General features: G+C 47.4%; 13 protein-coding genes. 3 read left to right on the top strand and 10 right to left on the bottom strand.

Annotation, left to right across the window (positions count from 1 at the left end; all coding sequences use genetic code 11):
- The first annotated feature begins 46 nt into the window (after positions 1-46).
- A complete protein-coding gene (locus ACZ45G_RS29640; RefSeq protein WP_464174219.1) occupies positions 47-817 on the top strand; it encodes a hypothetical protein in 771 nt (256 codons plus the stop codon).
- On the opposite strand, the gene panC is transcribed toward ACZ45G_RS29640, so the two are convergent.
- Together panC and ACZ45G_RS29630 are read right to left on the bottom strand one after the other, a co-directional pair.
- Positions 798-1649, bottom strand: coding sequence for a pantoate--beta-alanine ligase (gene panC / locus ACZ45G_RS29635; RefSeq protein ID WP_464174218.1), 852 nt, complete (start codon positions 1647-1649; stop codon positions 798-800). The two genes, ACZ45G_RS29640 and panC, sit on opposite strands and share 20 nt — an antisense overlap.
- Complete coding sequence (locus tag ACZ45G_RS29630) at positions 1649-3067, bottom strand: response regulator (RefSeq protein ID WP_464174217.1); 1419 nt, start codon at positions 3065-3067, stop codon at positions 1649-1651. The genes panC and ACZ45G_RS29630 overlap by 1 nt, the downstream gene beginning before the upstream one ends.
- A 131-nt stretch (positions 3068-3198) precedes the next feature.
- Between ACZ45G_RS29630 and ACZ45G_RS29625 the strand changes: the two genes are divergently transcribed.
- Together ACZ45G_RS29625 and ACZ45G_RS29620 are read left to right on the top strand one after the other, a co-directional pair.
- On the top strand, positions 3199-3777 hold the full coding sequence (locus ACZ45G_RS29625) for an HDIG domain-containing metalloprotein (RefSeq protein WP_464174216.1): 579 nt from the start codon (positions 3199-3201) through the stop codon (positions 3775-3777).
- Between the two features lie 258 nt (positions 3778-4035).
- On the top strand, positions 4036-5109 hold the full coding sequence (locus ACZ45G_RS29620; protein ID WP_464174215.1) for a GGDEF domain-containing protein: 1074 nt from the start codon (positions 4036-4038) through the stop codon (positions 5107-5109).
- Positions 5110-5157: 48 nt separating this feature from the next.
- Here the strand turns inward: ACZ45G_RS29620 and ACZ45G_RS29615 are convergent, their stop codons facing one another.
- From ACZ45G_RS29615 to hisF, 8 genes are all read right to left on the bottom strand, one after another.
- The gene (locus ACZ45G_RS29615; RefSeq protein WP_464174214.1) at positions 5158-6036 is read right to left on the bottom strand and encodes a hypothetical protein; all 879 of its coding nucleotides are present in this window, start codon (positions 6034-6036) and stop codon (positions 5158-5160) included.
- Between the two features lie 164 nt (positions 6037-6200).
- The gene (locus ACZ45G_RS29610) at positions 6201-8174 is read right to left on the bottom strand and encodes an aldehyde dehydrogenase family protein (RefSeq protein WP_464174213.1); all 1974 of its coding nucleotides are present in this window, start codon (positions 8172-8174) and stop codon (positions 6201-6203) included.
- A gap of 1 nt (position 8175) precedes the next feature.
- Positions 8176-9582, bottom strand: a complete 1407-nt coding sequence (locus ACZ45G_RS29605) for a GMC family oxidoreductase N-terminal domain-containing protein (protein ID WP_464174212.1) — start codon at positions 9580-9582, stop codon at positions 8176-8178.
- Between the two features lie 11 nt (positions 9583-9593).
- Positions 9594-10817 carry an alanine racemase gene (locus ACZ45G_RS29600; RefSeq protein WP_464174210.1) on the bottom strand — a complete coding sequence of 408 codons (1224 nt, stop codon included), beginning with the start codon at positions 10815-10817 and terminating at the stop codon, positions 9594-9596.
- Between the two features lie 11 nt (positions 10818-10828).
- Positions 10829-11437 (bottom strand): TetR/AcrR family transcriptional regulator, encoded by a 609-nt coding sequence (locus ACZ45G_RS29595; protein ID WP_464174209.1) that lies wholly within the window; start codon positions 11435-11437, stop codon positions 10829-10831.
- Positions 11438-11771: 334 nt separating this feature from the next.
- Positions 11772-13883: a methyl-accepting chemotaxis protein gene (locus ACZ45G_RS29590; RefSeq protein WP_464174208.1), complete on the bottom strand. Its 2112-nt coding sequence runs from the start codon at positions 13881-13883 to the stop codon at positions 11772-11774.
- Between the two features lie 192 nt (positions 13884-14075).
- Entirely contained in the window at positions 14076-14867 is a 792-nt protein-coding gene (locus ACZ45G_RS29585; protein ID WP_464174207.1) for a substrate-binding domain-containing protein, read from the bottom strand.
- 223 nt (positions 14868-15090) lie between these two features.
- A complete protein-coding gene (hisF, locus tag ACZ45G_RS29580) occupies positions 15091-16671 on the bottom strand; it encodes an imidazole glycerol phosphate synthase subunit HisF (protein ID WP_464174206.1) in 1581 nt (526 codons plus the stop codon).
- Between the last annotated feature and the right edge of the window lie 24 nt (positions 16672-16695).

Genomic DNA, 16695 nt, shown 5'->3' with positions numbered 1-16695 from the left:
AGCTGCCCAGACTCCTTCCACCACTCCTTCCACCACTCCTTCCACCATGGACGAGTGCGTCACCCTTTTTGACAATGGAGAAATCAACTGGAGTACAGGTAAGGTAACTGCCATTGGCAAAGCCAGTCCAAAGGGGAACAATGAGGGGGCCAATGAATCGGTACCAGGTTCAGCCCGGGCAGATGCCAGCAGAAATATCATTGATATCCTCAAACAAATTAAAATTACCAACACCATGACCGTTGCCCAGTATGCCTCCCAAAACGATATTATTCTGGCAGGCATTGAAAAAACGGCTAGGGATGCTGTCATCACCAAACAATATTATACCTCTGCACTGGATGTAGAAATCGAAATAGAAACCAATATCGGGGGGGGACTTCTTCAATTGGTTCTGCCCGATGATATTCGACAGATATCCAAAATAAATGCAGAAAAGCCGGTGACTGACACCCAGAACGGAATGGGTAATATCCCTTACACCGGCCTGATCATTGATGCCCGGGGGCTTGAGCTTGAACCCACCCTTTACCCCACCATTGTCAGTGAACAGGGCAATGAAATCTACTCATCCCTTTTCATCAGCCGGGAATTTGCTGTCCAGTACGGAATTTGCACCTATGCGTGCAGTATGGATGCGGCCATCCAGAAAAACCGAATCGGCAGCCACCCCCTGGTATTTAAGGGACTGAGAAAGTCAAGCAATGATAATGCTTCCATTGTCATCAGCATGGCCGACACAAAACAGATTGAAAGGACCACGGAACGACACCTTTTTTTAAAGGAATGCCGGGTTATTATTGTGGCGGATCAATAAGAAGATTGTCAATCAGACGGGTTTTCCCCACCTGGACGGCAAGGGCCAGGAGAATCTGTTTATCGATCATCCGTACAGGTTCAAGGGTTGCGGGATCACAAAAAGAAATATACTCAATTCGTGTTTGGGGAAAGCTTTGAATAAAAGCGTTTATTTCCCTTTCAATGACAATGGGATTTTTTTCCCCTTTGGCAATGGCCAAGCGTGCCATGTGAAGAGATAGAGAAAGGCTCAGGGCTGATTCCCTGAGATCCGATGTCAGGTAGGCATTTCTGGAACTCATGGCAAGTCCGTCCTTTTCCCGGACAATCTCACCGCCCATAATTTCAATATCAAAATCCAGGTCCCTAACCATCTGGCGAATAATTTGGAGCTGCTGAAAGTCTTTTTTTCCAAAAATCGCCACATCGGGCATGACAATGTGAAACAGCTTGGTGACAACGGTTGCCACCCCGCCGAAATGGACAGGTCTGGACATCCCGCATAGATGGTGGGGAAGGGAGTCAAGGGAAATACTTGTCTGAAAATGGGGGGGATAAATGTCTTCTTTTTGGGGGAGAAAAACAGCCGTCACCCCGGCGGCTGTGGCCAAACGAAGATCGTTCTCAATGTCCATGGGATATGCATCCAGGTCCTCATTGGGGCCGAACTGACTGGGATTTACAAAAATACTTAATACCAGTTCATCACACAAGGGCCTTCCCTTTTCCAAAAGAGAAATATGGCCTTGGTGAAGATACCCCATGGTGGGAACAAAACTTATTGTTTTTCCCTCGTTTTTCCTTGCCCGGGACCATTGCTGCATCAATTGTTTTGTCTTTAAAATTTCCACTATTTTTCAAGCTCCTCTTTCACGGCAATCCCCATTTCCACTATGGTATAAGGTTTTTTCACAAAGGCGCCTGCGCCCAAATCCTGGGCCATTAATACCTCTTCTGATTTAGAATGTCCACTGACAAGTATGGCTTTTTGGCCCGGGTAAATTTTTTTAATCCGTTGATAGGTCTCAAGCCCGCTGATGGAGGGTTCCATAACCATATCAAGAACGAGCAAATCCACGGGATTCTCTCGGACAAAGGCCACGGCCTCCATGCCGTCGGCAGCGGCAAAAACCTGATACCCCAGATTTTTCAAAATAGTACCGGCAATTTTCCGTTGATTGGCCAAATCATCCACGATAAGGATGCGCTGCCCCTGGCCCTTAATCTCTGCCAGGGAATTATTTTTTCCCGTTTGGACAAGCTCATCCCAGGCCGGGAAAAACAACTCAAACCGGGACCCTTCTTTGCTTGAAACAACACGGACTTTTCCCTGGTGATCCTGGACGGTATTCCAGACAACGGTGAGCCCCAGACCCGTCCCGCTTCTTCCCATTGCCTTCTTGGTGAAAAAGGGATCAAATATCTTTTCGCGGTATTCTTCTGGAATCCCAGACCCGTTATCTGCAACGCTCAGCATCACATAATCTCCAGAAGGTAGGTCTGCCCCCCCTTCCACAGAATCCTCCACTCTGTGATTGGCCGTGGAAATGGTCACTTGTCCTGCCTCTCGTTGGGCAGCTTCTTGAGCCCCGTTGACGATCAAATTCATAACAGCCTTTTCAATATGGAAATAAGACCCTTTGATATTGCGCAATTCAGGCGCCAGGACCACCTCGATTTGCACCTGTTGATAGGTGTCTTTTATCTTATCAAAATCTGCTGCCCCCATATATCGTTCAATAACCGAATTGATATTGAGAACCTCCATTTCCCTTTTGGCTCCCCTGGAAATGGTTAAAAGATCACTGACCACGGAAGAGGCTTTCTGCCCCGAATCCTTTATGATACTTAATCCCTGGCGCATTCGGGGAGAAAGCCCCTCCTCCATTAAAAGGACCTCCGGATAGGTGGCAATCCCGGATAAAATATTGTTCAGGTCATGGGCAACACTCCCGGCCAGAATCCCCATATTATTTAATTTCTCCAACTGGACCAATTTTTTCTCAAGCGTTGCCTGCTTTTTTCCAGACACCTCAAGGGCATTTATTAAGATGGCCAGGATAAAAATGATGGCAGCGCCCAGAAGGAAAAAGGCGCCAACATAAACCGTGTAGGCCAGTGGAAAGGATATCCCCAAATCCAACAACGGGGTCCGTTGAAAATTAAGGACTTCTGCCAGAAACAAGGTTACCAAGGCCGCCAAAAGAGCAATCACCAGCAATAGTAAAAAAAACCAGGTAAGAATTTTCTTCTGCCTATAAATCAGCACGGTTTCACTTCCTTGTAATAGGATTTGCCACTCACCTGATCGGGTATCATGGTTGACTTCCCTCTTATTAAAAGATAAGAAAACAGTCTGCAATATTAAACTGAAAACACAATTAATGTAAAGGATTTACCATGCCTCCCTATATTCCCACCCGTGAAGATGCCATGGCATTATTAATAAAATACACCCAAAAACAAGGATTAATCCGACATGCCCTTGCCGTTGAATCCGTGATGGGACATTTTGCCGGTATCTTTGGTGAAGATGCTCAAAAATGGCGAGTCATCGGACTGGTCCATGATCTGGACTATGAGAGGTACCCGGACCAACACTGTGTCAAATGCATTGAATTGTTTGAAGCCAACAATTGGCCCCAGGAATATATCCGGGCCGTCATCAGCCATGGATGGGGTATCTGCACCGATGTTAAGCCCGAGACCCCTCTGGAAAAAACATTGTATGCCATTGACGAGCTCACGGGACTTGTTGCCAGTGCCGCTTTGGTAAGACCTTCAAAGAGCATTCTGGATATCAAGGTCAAATCCGTTAAAAAGAAATTCAAGGATAAAAGTTTTGCCGCGGGTGTGGACAGAGAGGTCATTAAAAAAGGGGCCCAACTTTTGAATATGGAACTCGCCGAACTGATCACGCAGGTGATTTTGGGCATGCAGCCGGTTGCAGAAAAAATCGGCTTAAAAGGGAACCTGTAAGGGGTTCAATTAAAGGGTCCGATTAAAGGGTTCAATTAAAAAACACAGAAATTGACCAATATTGCCGGGGGGCTGTCAACGCATTGACGATTTCCTGGGCAAATCCCTGCATTTTTTTCCGGGTCAGGCAGGAATCCCCAACCGGTTGATTTTCTCAAGCATTTGAAATAAAACAGAATATCTTCGTACGCCTTGTTTTGGCACAGCTATTGCTTTAATCCCTATCAAAGCAACACTGACCTTTATTAAGGAATAGGTATGAAACTGACGTTACAAAGCATAAACGACAATCTTTCGGGTTTTTTTTCAGTACTTTTCAGCTCCGCCGCTAACAAGGCAGCAACCCAGAATAAGCTGACCCGCCATATTGTCGCCCTTAATAAAAAAACCGCTTCAAAGGACATCATTAATGAAGTGGCTGTCTGTCTCAAGGATATCCTGGGCTACCGGCTGTTTGCCTTTGTTGTTAAAAAAGAGTCGGGGGTGGATGTGTGGCTTGACCCCAGAATGTACAAAAAATCTCTTGAAGATATTATTTTACAAGATTTCAATATCAAACAGGAAAACCTCAATTATCTGAACCAGACCTTTGAACCAGACGACCGTGAGGAAAAATTTTCCATGCGAAACCTGGTTTCCTATGAGCTGAAGGAAGAACACTGTTATTCGCGATTGTATATGCTACCCCAAAAAAGTATTACCCCCTTTCATGATGAAGTGGTCACCCTGATTCTACAGGGATGTGCCACGGCTCTGTCAAAACAGATACAAATGGAAACCCTCAGGGATGCTGCGGTTATGGACCCTTTAACCGGATGTTACAACCGCAGGGAATTTGAGAATCAAATCAACCGGCATATTGCCAGGGCCAGCCGCCATGGTCAGCATTTATCCCTTTTTATGTTTGACCTGGATTATTTTAAACGAATAAATGACACCCACGGTCACCTGGGCGGAGACCTGGTACTCAAGGAAATATCCCTTCTGGTCAAAGATAATATGAGGACAGGAGATGTACTGGCCCGGTATGGCGGAGAAGAGTTCATCGCCATCCTTCCCGAAACAAACAAAAACAAGGCCATGGAGTTGGCAGACCGCCTCAGGACTAAAATAGCCGCTCTCCGTATACCCCATAACGGAAACATTATCCGTGCAACCGCCAGCTTCGGCGTATCTGAACTTACCCCCAATGCCGATATGAACAAAATCATCCAGGATGCAGATACCATGATGTACAAGGCAAAACTCAACGGCCGCAATACCGTCATGCCCGGCCTGATCAAGATCTGTTCTCCCAAGCAGGAAGAAAAAAAAGTAAAAATCAGGCTTTAGGACCGCAGGGGTAGACACCCAGAATTTTTATGGTCCCAATCTATTGGTTCATACCGGCCCCGGAACCAGCAACACATCCATCCGGGCCTGAAAAGCCTCTTTCGTTTTCCCAGATCCCCCTTTTCCCTGGTGCATGCCGCCTCCGGGAGGACCTGCGCCCCCGCTCTTCCCCTTCCCAGAAGGTTCAGATCCATTGCCAGAAAGTTTAGAACCATTGCCGGAAAGCCCCTTTCCCTGGGATGCCAATGTAAGCATCATCCGGGTAGCGGGTACACTGTTTTCATCGGAAACCAGGGCATCCAGTCGGACAACCGCCTCAATGACCAGGGTCCCGTTTTCCAAATTCCCCATGCCCAGTTCAATTCCATTGTCCCTGGCTTCGGAAAGGGTCATGGTCATAGGCCCGGACGCATAGGGATAGGTAACAACAAGAGTTTCCGGCAGTTTGATTGGACCCCTTTTCATGTCCTGCCCCGGCCCATCCTGCCTGTTAGGGGGAACAGACCCAGCTTGACCAGATCCAGCTGGACCGGACCCTGAATTTGATCCTGAATCTTCTTTTTTACCGAGTCGGCCAGGTGGCATCTGCCCCTTCACCTTTATGACAAACGAGGTGGCGTCCTCCTCCCGGAGGTCCAGACTCAGGGTAAACCCAGCCTGCATCAATTCATGCTTTATATCCTGGTCCCCAATGGTGGCATATATGTAAACTGCCTCTTGATCGTTCATGACCCGGAGACTTGTCCGGGTTTCTTGATCATAATATTGAGGCGGAATCTCAGGCCAGTCCCGGCCCTGACCATCTGCCTTTATCTGAATTGTCCGCCACTGGCTTTTGCCCTGGGGTATCTTTGTGCTGCAGCCCGATACGGCCAATACCACAGAACAAAACAGGGCCATCAACAGCCTTTTCATATTCACCTTCATGGATACATTTCCCTTTATTGTTACCTATTATAGACGCATTCAAAAATCTTAAAAACCGCGAATAGAGTCTATCAATAAAATGTGAGGAAAATTAAAGGAAATTAAAGGTTTTTGCTAAGTTCTTAGGCTTCCCGAATTTTGGTTGAAAATATCACCTGTAATTCCTATTTTCGGCCTCGCTTGGCCAATTTTTTAACATATGTCTCAAGCTTAAGCCCGTAAAACGCCCCCTTGATAAGGCCTCCTATCCTGCCCGGTGAATACAGGGCACGAGTCAAATCTGAAAAAATCTTGTATTTTTTAGCCGTATAGGGAAACCAGTTGGCCTCCATTTTTTTGCTGTTCTGGTCAATGAGCACGGCCTTGATATTGGCAAAGGCATAAAAACCGAACTCGCCTTTATACCGGCCGAACCCGCTTTTTTGCACCCCGCCAAAGGGCAGGGCATGGTTGCCTTCGGTGAGCATGACATTATTGATGGAAACATTGCCGGTATAAATCATCCTTGCCACCCGATCTGCCCGCTTAAGATCCTGGGACCAGACACTTGCAGAAAGCCCGTAATCCGGATCATTGGCCATCTCAATGGCCTCGGCTTCACTCGAGAATGGATAAAGGGGAAGCAGGGGACCAAAGTTTTCCTCCCTGTCAATGGCCATATCCTTTGTCACCCCTTCAACAATCATGGGGGGCACAAACTCGGACTGGCCGTCCCAGTCATCTCCTGTGAGAAAGACGGCGCCTTTATCCTTGGCATCAGCCACCTGGGCGGCAATGGTTTTTACCTGGGCCTGTGTGGTCATGGGGCCGATATCGGCATTGCCGTCATCATCGGTTGCCTGAACCAGTTTGAGCGTCTCTTTGACAAGGGTTTCCTTAAAACGTTCATAGATACTTTCCTGGACAAACAGCCGTTCCACAGAGGTGCAGGACTGACCCGTGGTGGTAAAACCGCCCCAGATGGCACCGGCCACAGCCCGATCTATATTGACATCCTCAAAGACCACCATGGGGTCTTTGCCCCCCAGTTCCAGCTCAACGGGAATCAAATATTGGGCTGCCCGCTCCATGATGGATTTTCCCACGGGCTGGCTGCCGATCAAGAAGATTTTGTCCGGCTGTCCGTCCACCAGGGCATTACCGATCTTACGTCCCTGTCCATAAACGATCTGTACCCATCCAGGCAAGAATCCTGCCTGGTCAAGCAGCTCTTCCACCAGCCCTTTTAAGGGGGTATCAGAGGAGGGCTTGAAAACCACGGCATTTCCCACGATAAAGGCCTGGCAGATGGGAACAATGGCCTGGTAAAAAGGATAATTCCAGGGAGAAATCAGCAGGGCCGTCCCCAGGGGTTCAAAATAAACCTTTGAGCGTTTTCCCATAAGGGCAAAGGGAGTTGCCACCTTTCGATCAGACAAAACCTTGACGGCATTTTTTTCCAAATAATCCAAAAAATCCAACACCCCGAAAATTTCTGCAGTAATGGCGTCAAAACGAGATTTTTTCGTATCTGCCTGGAGTCTGTCAAGAATATATTCCTGATTTTTAAGAATAACCGCCTTGAGGTTGGATATAAATTCCAACCGTTTTTTCACCCCCCAATCCCGGATTTCAGGCCCTGCTTTTTTGGCCCTTTTATAAAGCGCAGCAACATCTTCTGGTTCGGGATTATCCAGCTTGATGAGCGCTTCTTTCAGGGGAATTCCATCCTCATTAACAAGAAATTTAGGGTGCCAGCCAATGACATCATAGACCTTTTTGCCCTTATAGCCGGAAGCGGTGAGATTGGCATAATAGGGGGAGAGTGTAACCCCTTTAAGACCAATTTCAATCATCCGCAGCCCTGCTCCCAGAAAAGAGGGAAAGGAACTGCTGTGGTTACACAATTTCATAAGAAGGACGATGACCCATTTGGGCATCCATCTTAAAACAGAGAAAAGCATTTTCAAGCCCGCAAGGTCATCTTCGGCCATGTATTTTGCCATTCGGTCAATATGATCAATACAGCCGGTGGAGGAAAAGGAGGGGGAAGATTGGGTTCCCGGAAGAATCACATCCCCTGTTTTTAACAGCCCCTTTAACTGGGATTTAGAAAAATATTTTGAAATCATCATTTTATGGGTCTGGTTATAGGTCATGTTATCGGTTCCTTAATATGCTGGCGGCGGCTTTTTTCGAAAGGGCCATGATGGTGAGTGACGGGTTTATCCCCGGTGCATTGGGAAAGATACTGGAATCGGCCGCAAAAATATTTTTATGTCCGTGGAGCCTGAATTCCGGATCAATCACCGAAGTGGAAGGATCCGTACCAATGGCGCAACAGCCCATCAAATGCAGCCCAATGGCAAATCGGCCGTGGACGATCTCCTTTGCCCCGGTGCTTTTGAAGATATCATCAATAACCTTTTCCCCCTTTTTGTAACGGCTGATGTCCTCCGAATTCTGTACCTTGCGAATCATTGCCTTTCCCTTGCGGTTCACCTTGATCTGGCCGGGGTTGGTATCCCGGGTACAGACCTCGATACAGGCAAAGTGGGAGAGCTTTTCCATGTATTCATGGTGAATCCGTCCAAAATCCGGCACTAAAAGAGCAATGCCCTCGGGTCCGGCATAGACATTTTCCAGCTTAAAGCCTTCCTTTCTAAACCCCTTGTCATCGGATTTAAAGGCCTGGAAAGCCCCGGTATGGGAGTTGATTTTTTCGTCATAGATTCCAAAACTCATGAACTGGGGATGGCAAAAAAATCCTTGGCCGATGTGGGGCAGTTTTTTCCCAAACCCGGAATTGAGCAGCAGCCTGGTATTGCCGACTGAACCGCCGCCCAGGACCAGATTCCGGGCGCGATAGGAAACCTCTCCCCCCATTGCATCAACGCCGATGACCCGGATATCCCCTTTGTTTTCGATGATCTGTGTCACCTCAATTTCCGATGCCAGGGTCAGCCCGTTTTCCAAAGCGGTTTTCAGTACGGTTTCAGGGGTGCTCTGCTTGCTTCCCAGACGACACCCGTTGAGGCATTCAATGCAGCAATTGCCCTCTTCCAGGCGGCAGTTACTCTGGGCGCGCCGCAAAGGGGCATTGTCAAACTTCAGGTTCTTAAACCCCTGGTCAAATATCTCGGCATTTTTGTTTCGAAATTTGGCAGGAATCTCCTGGATCTCTATTTCCGACTCCGCCGCCTCATACCAGCAGGCCATATCTGCCACGGTAAAATCTGTTATACCGGAAGCCGATCTCCAATCATCCAGGGCAACATCGTCAAATCGGTCCACAAGGGCCTGGTTAACAATGGAGCCGCCCCCCACCACCTTGGGCCGTAAAAACGCAATCTTGGCGTCATGGCCAAGTTCCAGCCCGCCGGACCAATACATCTGGGAGGTTCCGTCAAGACCGTTGGTGGGATAGGTTCGGCGCGTATACTGCTTGCCTGCTTCCAGCATCAGACAGTCAGCTCCCGCCTTACACAGGTCATTGGCGATAAAGGGACCTGAAATACCAGCCCCCACAAAAATATAATCAAATACTCTAAAATGATCTTTTGCCACCCCTTACCTCCTTATAAAAATGCATGGCCCTGCCCACGATATGTGGGCGTTGTGCCGATACGTTTATTGCCCCTTACCAAATCAAGCTGGTTGAATCGCTCACACAATTCCCCTGCCTTGGCATGCTGAAAAAAAACGGGATCCCCAAGGGCAAGCTGTGGGCAACCCGTTGGCAGTTTCAAAGGCGTCTGGACTTCTCCAGCGCCTTCCATGGAAAAATATTGCATTCCCCGGGGCAGAACCGGCCAGGGAAGCCGGTTGGCATTGACTTCTCCGGATCCCACATAACCGCCGCCCTGGCAAGTGACCACACCTTTGGCAGGAATTCGTGTCACCTGGAGGGCAAAAAAGGCCGCCGGTTCAAAATAAACCTCATGGAAATATCGAAACAGGCCCGGTGCAAAAAAAGCCGAGCCCGCCGTGACTTCGGTAACAGAATCATCCCGACCCGTTGATACAAGGCTGCCGCTGCCGCCGCCATTTACCACGGTAAGACACAGGCCCTCGGCCTTTAGCTTGTCCACGATCATCCCACGGCGACGCGTCAGCTCTTTGACAGATTGCTGTTTAAACAACCTGATTAATTTGTTTTTAAACCCCTTTGCCGGATAATTGTCATTCATCGAAGCGATCTGGGCTTCATACCCCATGACAGCTTTAATGTGCACTCCGCCAAGATCCCTGGCAGCCCTTGCCAGCTCCAGGGCTTGGGTCACACAATGGATGGGACTGCGCCTCACCCCCAGGTGGGAAAAACGGCCCAGGAGACGATAGGACATGTCAATGTCCAGGCAAAGATTGAGCCTAAGATTGGCCTTTTTTCCTGCTGCGGACAAAGCCCGCAGATGATCCAGACAATCCACCACCAGGCAAAGATTGGCGCCGCAACGGGTTTTTTCCACAAAAATATCCACATCACTTTGCTGGATAGAGGGATAGGCCACAATGATATCGTCCAGCCCATTGTCAATGAGAAACGCTGCTTCTTCCATGGTAAAGGCCAGTATCCCCTGGAAGACATCCCCGCCCTTTTTAAATACCCGCTTGAGCAGTTCCAGACATCGAATGGATTTGGATGCCACCCGGATGGTCTTGCCCGTGTCCACCTGGGTTCGGGCCACATAGGCAATATTTCGGTCAAATTTGTCCAGATCCACAAAGGCCAGGGGGAATCGATGGCCCTTAAATAAATCTTTGTAGATCTCATAAGCGTTATCCCCATCTGGGTTCTTCATGGATGTCTCCTTTATTTAAGGCGAGTCGGATTCTCAATAAAAAACTGGAGCAATGCCCGGGTGGTATTGAGGGCTTCTTCAAGACAAATCTCCTTGGGATCGGCATACCATTGCAGTTCAATCCCTTCATGGAGGGCCACGATCATGGTGGCGCACATTTTTTTCTGCCGCTCTTCCAGGCAGGAAAATTGGGTCATACCGTTCAAGTGGTCCATGATGGCATTGCGAAACCTGTGGAATAGTTCGGCAATGGTATCCCGGATTCTGGTATTGTGCCGGGCTGCCACACAGCATTCCAGAAAAAACCCGGTATGGTCAGAGTTGATCATGCCTTTGCTGAAAATAAATTCAAGTCCCCGGGACAGGCGAACCTCTGCATCAAGATGGGGGGTAATTTTTTCGGAAAATCCCTTAAAGATCTGATCGGTAAAATAAACCACTGCTTCTTCGATAATTTCATCCCGGTCCTTAAAATAATGATGAAGGGTGCTCGGGGATACCCCGGCCTCGACAGCAATTTTCCGGATGGAGGCACCGGCAGCCCCCTCTTTCACCACACATTGGTAAAAAGCCTGGATGATCTGTGTGCGACGTTCATCTGCAATGCTTTTTCTTCCCATTTTCTATTCCATATAACCTATCGTATAATAAATTGATCGGACGTATGATCAATTTATTATCCAGGAACAGACCTTTGTCAAATACTTTTTTATTTTATCTTAAAATTCAAATTGTTTTTCAAGTATCTCCGTCCACAGGGATGGCCTCAAAATAATCAGAGTATGCCATAAAATATTCAGCTGCGGGCAGTGATCCTTTTAAAATCCGCCTGGAGTGCCACCAGACTTGGGACACAGCGGGAAGCTGCAAATCGACAGTGCGTCCGGCAAAAGCACCTCTGTTCTCCTTTTTCTGCCGCTGCCCTGAAAGGATCAACTGCCTGAACCATATTGGTTAAACTTTAAATTGACCCATCGCTTTTTTAAGGTCCCCTGACAACTGATTTAACTCTTCCGTGCGTGTATCGATCTGTTTACTATTATTTGATAGTACGTTTGCCGTCTGGTTCACATCTGCTATATTTTCGGCTATCTCACTTGCCACGCTAGAACTTTGGGCTACGTTCTCGGTTACTTCTTGTATCCCTTGCGCTGCCTGTGTCACATTACTGGCGATCTCCTTTGTGGTGGCAGACTGTTCCTCAACCGACACTGCAACCGTGTCTATCATCTCATTAACACTATTGATCGCAATGGTTATCTCTTCAATTTCAGAAACAGTTTCCTGTGTAGCGTTTTGAATACTCTCAATTTTTTCCTTTATTTCCAGGGTCGCGTCTGCTGTTTGTCTTGCCAGATTTTTTATTTCACTGGCCACCACAGCAAACCCCTTACCGGCTTCTCCTGCCCGGGCCGCTTCAATGGTCGCATTTAAGGCAAGCAAGTTGGTTTGTTCTGAAATATCGGTAATGGTCTCAATAACCTTTCCTATACTTTGAGCAGACCGGCTTAACCCATCAATATTTTCAGATGCTTTTTGGGTTCTGGTAACAGACTGATGACTTATGGTACGGGTTTTTTCAGTATTCTGGGCAATTTCACTGATCGTTGACGTCATCTCTTCAGTTGCCGACGAAACCATATTGATATTTGTTGAAGATTGTTCTGCTGCGGCTGCCACAGATGACATATTAGAACTCATTTCTGCTGCAATTGTCGCCACTGCCTTAGATTTGGTAAACAGGGTATCAGTGCCGGTTGACATCTCCTTTGAAATATCTGAAAATCCGCGGGAGGCTGTGTTAAGTTTTTCCGAATCTCCAACAATATCCGCCATGATGCCCTGAAGTTTTTGAATGAACACATTGAACCATTTTCCAAGCTCGCCAATCTCATCTTTACTGTCAATCTTTATCCGGGCTGTGAGATCACCATCCCCTTCGGCAATATCTTTAATCATATCGATTACCGTCCTTATCGGTCGGACAATACCTGTTGCAATGAAAAATGAAATTCCCAAAAAGAGGCATAGGGCAATCACGCCAATCACGATGAGCCATTTTTGAATACTTTTTCTCGCATCAATGCCATGGGACACCATTGTTTGCTGCGATTTCACAATCTTTTTTTCAGGGACTCCCACCAGGAGGATACCGATTTTTTTGTTGTCAAAAGAAGTAATGGCCGAACAGGTGGTCAGGTATTTTTCGTTGATTAACGTTTGATTAATATTAATCGGTTTATGGGTGCTGTAAATCTCATCAACTGTTTCGGCGTTCATTTGCAACGCCTGGTTGTCCTTACCCTTCAGCTCTTTGACGTCAAAACCAGCCGAGGCAATGGGAAGGGTATCAAGATAAACTGCATACCCGCAACCCGTGGCCTGATTTAATTGGATTAATGGTTTATTATACTGATTAAGCACTTTTCCAATGATGACAGCGCCGACAAGGTCACCAAAATCGTCCTCAATGGTGCCTGCAGATGCGATGATGATACCGCCTTTGCCGCCTGCATCCAGAGCGTCTAATCCAAACGCCTTTAAAAATTTGGAATCCTGCTTTAAAACCGCATCTATGTTTTTGGCGGTGTCCGGTTCTCCCTGTTCCTGCAAAATGGCCTGAATTTTTACGCCAATCGGGGAAGATTTGTAAAAATCCTCTGTACGCTTCTGTGGGATTCCGTCGGGAAATGAGGCCTGTGCCTTGCCATCCAAGTCATAAACAACGGCAAAATCAATATCGGATCGCTGGCATGTATTTTTTAACAAGGTTGCAAGGGGAGCAAGCTGCTGAGCCATTATGTTCACCGGGACAACCGGATTGGTGCAGATATCTTCTCTTTTGCGTCCAACAGTCTCCTGGATATTTGCAAAACATGAGTCGAGAATCTTATGGTGACCTTCGACAACATGTTTTGTCTGGGATGTCATTTCAGCCGCAAGCATCTCTGACTGATGTGATAAGCTTGATGAAAGTTTCCAGGACACAGCAATGATGATTGTAAAAATAATGATGAAAACCGCGAAACAAAAACTTACCATTATCTTGGTCTTTATACTCTTCATGATTCTCCTTTATAATCCCTATCTTTTATTTCTATCTTTTTCCTCTCCTTAATTAACCTGGCGGGAAAAAAAGATAGAAATAAAAAGCCTTAACCTGATAGGATGCATCTCTACTATCAACCGTATTAGATCGATATTTACATTTTTAAATCAGGTAAAAGGGGTTCTCAACATTATTTTTTTATGACTGGGTTAAAACGGAATTGCGCCGGCTCCTTTAATGGCATCATGTGAAGCCGCGGATGTGGCAAAGCCCAAAAACTTTTCTATATTTCCGGTCTTGTTTTTTTCCTTGAAGATAAGCGCAAGCGTGCCAACATAGGGATAATCTGCACTGGTTGCACCCGTGTTGTTGATGGAGAGGATCTTCACATCGGCATTTCTTGCATTGGCATAGGTACCAAATGCAATGGTGTCAGCCTTTGCTGCAGCGAGCTCACACGTTTTTGGATCAGAAAAGGTTGTTTTTGATTTTGGTGTCAGGGTGATATCGGCAAAGCCGGGAAACGATTTCAATAACACGCCCAAAGAACTGTCCCCGTCTTCACGGCGGATCACTCTAATTTTTGCATCCTTCCCCCCCACATCTTTCCAATTTATGATCTTGCCGCTGTAAATATAACAGACCTGTTGAGTTGTCAGACCCGTTAGACCAACACTTTTGTTTACAAAAAAAACAATGGGGTTTTTTGCATAGGGCAGGTAGGTAATCCCATAGGGTTTTTCTTTATCTTTGATTCCCCTGGCGACACGGCCAATCACATTCTGATCATTCCCAACCGCCTTAATTCCGCCGCCAGAGCCAATACTTTTGGGTACACTTACAGAAATCCCAGGGTTGGCCTGGCTGAAAGCTGATCCAACAGCCTTTAAAACAGAGGAACCACTTCCTGTTCCAACAATTGTGATCTCTTCTGCCATGACGTGACCCGAAAAGAATACAAATAAAGCCAAAACTGCCACGACTACGATACCTTTTTTCATTTTCCATCTCCTTTTTAACCATTCAACGTTCATTAGAATTCAGAATAAAACATTATCCTCACAGAGACTCGTGTACACTTGTATCGGGTTCCTCTACGGTTGACCAAACCAAGGAATAATTTGCTTAGGATAGAATCTTTCCTTTTGTTGTCAACAAAAAAATTATATTATAGCCGCCATCCCCCCTGTGTTCACTTTCCAGCCACCCCCAAGAGAATCGGCATCAGTGGCGAACCGCAATCCCCCTTTGGGCAAGATGGGCTTTCACCGCTTGAATGGGCACCTCTTTGCGATGGAAAATGCCGGCGGCAAGGGCAGCCTCTGCACCTGTTTGTTCAAAAACTTCGGAAAAATGGGCTTCACACCCGGCACCGGAAGAAGCAATCACCGGGATGGATACGGCAGCGCGGACGGCATTAATCAGGTCCAGATCAAACCCCGAGTTGGTGCCGTCCTTGTCAATGCAGTTGAGCAAAATTTCTCCGGCCCCAAGGGCCTGGCAGGCTGTGGCCAGGGCTACGGCATCCAGATCCCGGGTTTCACGCCCTCCTTGAACCGTACACTGGTACCAGCAATAGGCTTTGCCATCGGGTCCGGGCTCCGAGGGTTTTACCACATGGTGCCTCCCGGCCTGCCCGGGTGAATCAACCCAGACCCGTTTGGGATCAATGGAAATCACCACGGCCTGGTTACCATATACCCGGGAGATCTCCTCGATGGCACTGATCCCTGTTTTTTCTCCGGTTGCAATATAGGCCAGGGCAACCTCAACCGCATCACTGCCGATGGATATTTTATCGGCCCCGGATCTAAAATATTGGGATGCCACATCCAGGGCTGAGTAGACCTGCCCGTTGCTGTCTGTATAATCCCGGATACCACCGCCAATGGTCAGGGGGACAAACACATTTTTAGAGGTTTCTTCAAGCACCTTGAGCATGGGCATATCCTTTAAAGGAAAATCCCGGAATCCCGTGATATTCAAAAAAGTAATCTCGTCGGCTCCTTCCTCATAATACCGTTTGGCAAGGTCCACAGGCTGGCCAAGATTTCTCACATTTCCCTTGTCCCTGACATCATACTGATCCCCCTTGGTCACCACCAGATCCCCATCATCATTGGACCGGACATCCAGACAGGCAATCACCCGTTTGGCAAGACCCGCCCCCTGGATACTTGTGGGGCCTGCGGCATGCAGATCCTTGGTACCGATAAAATTTTCCAACAGCTGCAATCCCACTCGCCCGCTTTTTTCCGGGTGAAACTGGGTGCCCATGACATTGCCTTTTTGCACAGCGCTTACAAATTCATAATCATAGGTGGTAGTGGTAAGGATCACCGACGGGTCTTCTGGAACCAGGTGATAGGAATGGACAAAATAAAATCTGGCATCGGAATCAACCCCTGATAGCAATGGGGATTTTTGTTTGATATTGATCCCGTTCCACCCCATGTGGGGAACCGCCAGATCGGTTTTAAACCGGGCAACCCGGCCCTTGAAAAACCCCAGACTCTCATTGCTTGAAACCGATTCCTCACTGCCCTGGAACAGGGCCTGCATCCCGAGACAAATGCCGAAAAAAGGCCGGTCCGCGGAGAGATATTCTCTCAGGGGCTCAATATAATTTTTTTGGTTCAGGATCTGGATCATGCTCTCATAGTTTCCCACACCCGGAAAAATGAGTTTGTCCGCACTTAAAATATCTTCCGGGCGTGTGACCAATTTCAGGGAGCCGCCCAGTCGTTCAACCGCATTTATGACGCTTCGAACGTTACCGGCACCATAATCAAGTAAAGTGATCATATTTTTCCTAACCTTATTCAAAGG

It is taken from the genome of Desulfoconvexum algidum (assembly GCF_055382125.1).
The sequence above is the reverse complement of the archived record's forward strand: the minus strand, read 5'-3'. Positions and strand labels throughout refer to the sequence as shown.